Below are 3,630 nucleotides of genomic sequence, written 5' to 3'. Positions count from 1 at the left end.
GCAAGCGCATCGGTGCCCTGCTCGATCAGTTCACCCCCAACGAATGCGCGAACTATCTCGTCAACGCTGGATACGCGGCAACCTAAAATGATCCTGCTCTAGAGAGCTTTCACTCGAACCGGCACGGCATCCGCCATGCTGAGCGGATTGCGCAGCGGCAGTCCGAAATCCGGCGCGGAGATCTCGAATACGTCGCCCGGTTCGGTTCGGACACCGTCGGCAAAGGACAGCGTGGCCGTGCCGAACATGTGGACGTGCACATCGCCCGGCTGGCGGAACAGGGCGTATTTGAAATGGTGATGCTCCAGATTGTCGATGCTGTGCGACATGTTCGCTTCGCCTGAAAGGAACGGCTTCTCCCACAGCGGCTTGCCGCCGCGCAGGATGCGCGACGTTCCCCGGATGTCTTCCGGCAACGCGCCAACCAGAATCTCCGGTCCGAAAGAGGCGTTTCTCAACTTCGAGTGCGCGAGATACAGGTAGTTGACGCGTTCCGTCACGTGATCGGAGAATTCGTTGGAAAGCGCGAACCCGACACGGAATGGCGTGCCGTCGTCGCCGATCACATAGATGCCCGCGATCTCCGGCTCCTCGCCGCCATCCTTGGCGAAGTCGGGCGAGACCAGCGGCGCGCCCGGCGCGACGGCAAAAGCGCCGTTGCCCTTGTAGAACCATTCGGGCTGCACGCCGACGGTGCCCGCGGCAGGCTTGCCCCCCTCGATGCCCATGCGGAACATCTTCATGGAATCGGTGAGGTCCTCCTCGCCGTCGTCGGCGAGTTTCTTATGCATGGCGTCGCGCGTCGCGGCCGAGCCGAGATGGGTGAGACCAGTGCCCGTCAGATGGAGGTGCGCGGGATCTGGATGGCTGATCGGCGAGCGCAGGCGCCCGTCGCGATAGGCAGCCTCGAGATCCACGGCATCGCCGAGGCCCTTGCGATGGATGAGAGCTACAAGCCCTTCTCCGGAGCGGGTGGCTTCCATTGCAAGGGCGTAGACGCTCGCCGCGTCCCGCACGATCCGCGCAGTGTCTCCGCTACGAATGGCCACACGCACGATTCCGTTCGCGTCGACAATCTCAGAAATCAGCATTCCCTGCTCCTACACCGACGAGTCGCGCGCCATGGGGCGCTGGAAAATAGAGGGCCTGTATCGGCCGCTCCGTCCCGAGCCGCTCAAGTCTTGTTCTTGTTGTACACGTCGAAGACGACGGCGCCGAGCAGGACCAGGCCCTTGATGACCTGCTGCCAGTCGATGTTGACGCCCATGATCGACATTCCGTTGTTCATGACGCCCATGATGAACGCGCCGATGACGGCGCCCGCCACCTGGCCGACGCCGCCCATGGCCGAGGCGCCGCCGATGAACACGGCCGCGATCACGTCGAGCTCGAAGCCGAGGCCTGCTTTCGGCGTGGCCGTGTTCAGCCGCGCGGCGAAGATGAGGCCGGCGAGAGCCGACAGAGCGCCCATGATGACGAAGATCGTGAAAGTGAGCCGTTCGGTTTTGATCCCGGACAGCGCCGCCGCCTTCACGTTGCCGCCCATCGCATAGATGCGCCGGCCGAACGTCATGCGCTTGGTGACGAAGACGAAGAGCGCGATGAGGACGCCCATCACGATCAGCACGTTGGGCAGGCCTTTGTAGGACGCCATCATGTAGACCAGGAACAGCACGATGGCCGAGATGAAGCCATTCTTGACGACGAACAGGGCGAAAGGCTCCGCCTCGTAACCGTGCTTCTCGCGGTTGCGGCGGCTTCTCAGGCTGAAGTAGAGCATCGCCGCCACGATCGCGACCCCGATGAGGAGCGTCGTGGAGTGCAGCGTGACGCCCCCGATCGTGATCGGGCCGATCACGTCGGGGATGAAGCCGGCGCTGAGCAACTGGAACTCGCGCGGAAAGGGCCCGACCGACTGGCCGCCGAGCAGCGCCAGCGACAGGCCCTTGAAGACCAGCATTCCCGCCAGCGTGACGATGAAGGAGGGGATCTTCATATAAGCGATCCAGTAACCCTGGGAGGCACCGATCAGGCCACCGACGATCAGGCAGATGAACGCCGCCAGGATCGGATTGACGCCGTACCGCACCATCAGCACCGCTGCGACCGCGCCGATGAAGCCGGCAACGGAGCCGACCGACAGGTCGATATGGCCGGCGACGATCACCAGGAGCATACCGAGAGCCATGATGATGATGTAGGAGTTCTGCAGCACCAGATTGGTGAGGTTCACCGGCTTGAACAGCGTGCCGTTGGTCGTGAACTGGAAGAACACCATGATGGCGATGAGCGCCAGCACCAGGCCGTAATCGCGCAGGTTCTCCTTCAGCGCCGCCTGCGCCGAAGCTTTGGCCGGGCTCACCGCCTTGCCAGCTGTTTCCGTGCTCATGATGCGGCTCTTCCTTCCCCGCGAACGATAGCGCGCATGATCTTCTCTTGCGAGGCTTCGCTGCCGGCCATCTCGCCGACGATGCGTCCTTCGTTCATGACATAGATGCGGTCGCAGATGCCGAGCAGTTCCGGCATCTCCGACGAAATCACCAGGATGGCTTTGCCTTCCTCGGCAAGCCGATTGATGATCGTGTAGATCTCGTATTTGGCGCCGACGTCGATGCCGCGTGTCGGCTCGTCGAGGATCAGCACCTCGGGATTGGCGAAGAGCCACTTCGACAGCACGACCTTCTGCTGATTGCCGCCGGAAAGGTTGCCGGTGATCTGGTAGACGCTGGAAGACCGGATGTTGGTTTTCCGGCGATAGTCGTTGGCGGCATTGAGTTCCTTGATGTCGTCGATCACGCCGCCAGCCGAGACGCCCTTGAGATTGGCGATCGAGATATTGTGCTTGATGTGGTCGATCAGGTTCAGGCCGTAGGTCTTGCGGTCTTCCGTGGCGTAGGCGATACCCTGGCCTACCGCCCTGCCGACGCTCGATACATCGACCTTCCTGCCGTGGAGGTAGACCTCGCCGCTGATCTTCGTGCCGTAGCTCCTGCCGAAGAGGCTCATGGCGAATTCCGTGCGTCCGGCGCCCATCAGGCCGGCTATGCCGACCACCTCGCCCTTGCGCAGGCTGATATCCACGCCTTTGATGACCTGCCGCTCCGGATGCAGCGGATGATGGACCACCCAGTTCTTCACCTCGAACATGGTCTCGCCAATGCGCGGGGTGCGCGTGGGGTAACGATCCTCGAGAGGGCGACCGACCATCGAGGTTATGATGCGGTCCTCGTCGATATCGGCCTTGTCGAGCGTCTCGATGGTCCGGCCGTCACGCAGTATGGTGATGCGGTCGGCCACCTTGCCGACCTCGTTCAGCTTGTGCGAGATCAGGATCGAGGCGATGCCGTGGTCCTTGAACTCGATCAGCAGCTTGAGCAGAGCGTCGCTGTCCTTCTCGCTTAGGCTCGCCGTCGGTTCGTCGAGGATGAGCAGCTTGACCTCTTTCGACAGCGCCTTGGCGATCTCGACGAGCTGCTGCTTGCCGACGCCGATATTGGTGATCAGCGTGTCCGGATCCTCGCGAAGGCCGACCTTGCGCAGCAGCGCGGCCGCTTTGCCGCGCACCGCATCCCAATCGATGACGCCGTAGCGGGCCTGCTCGTTGCCGAGGAAGATGTTCTCGGCGATCGA

General features: G+C 62.6%; 3 protein-coding genes. All 3 read right to left on the bottom strand.

The window, feature by feature from the left end; all coding sequences use genetic code 11:
- Positions 1–98: 98 nt before the first annotated feature.
- Positions 99–1,091 (bottom strand): AraD1 family protein, encoded by a 993-nt coding sequence (gene araD1 / locus VN004_RS17850; protein ID WP_325612897.1) that lies wholly within the window; start codon positions 1,089–1,091, stop codon positions 99–101.
- An 83-nt stretch (positions 1,092–1,174) separates the two neighbouring features.
- Positions 1,175–2,389, bottom strand: a complete 1,215-nt coding sequence (gene mmsB / locus VN004_RS17845; RefSeq protein ID WP_325612894.1) for a multiple monosaccharide ABC transporter permease — start codon at positions 2,387–2,389, stop codon at positions 1,175–1,177.
- Positions 2,386–3,630 (bottom strand): sugar ABC transporter ATP-binding protein (locus VN004_RS17840; RefSeq protein WP_325612893.1); only part of this gene is annotated, 1,245 nt, incomplete at its 5' end. The genes VN004_RS17840 and mmsB, both read right to left, overlap by 4 nt.

It is taken from the genome of Pseudorhodoplanes sp. (assembly GCF_035565855.1).
Taxonomy (GTDB): Bacteria; Pseudomonadota; Alphaproteobacteria; order Rhizobiales; family Xanthobacteraceae; genus Pseudorhodoplanes.
Note: the sequence above shows the minus strand (reverse complement) of the source record. Positions and strands in the feature narration are given on the sequence as shown.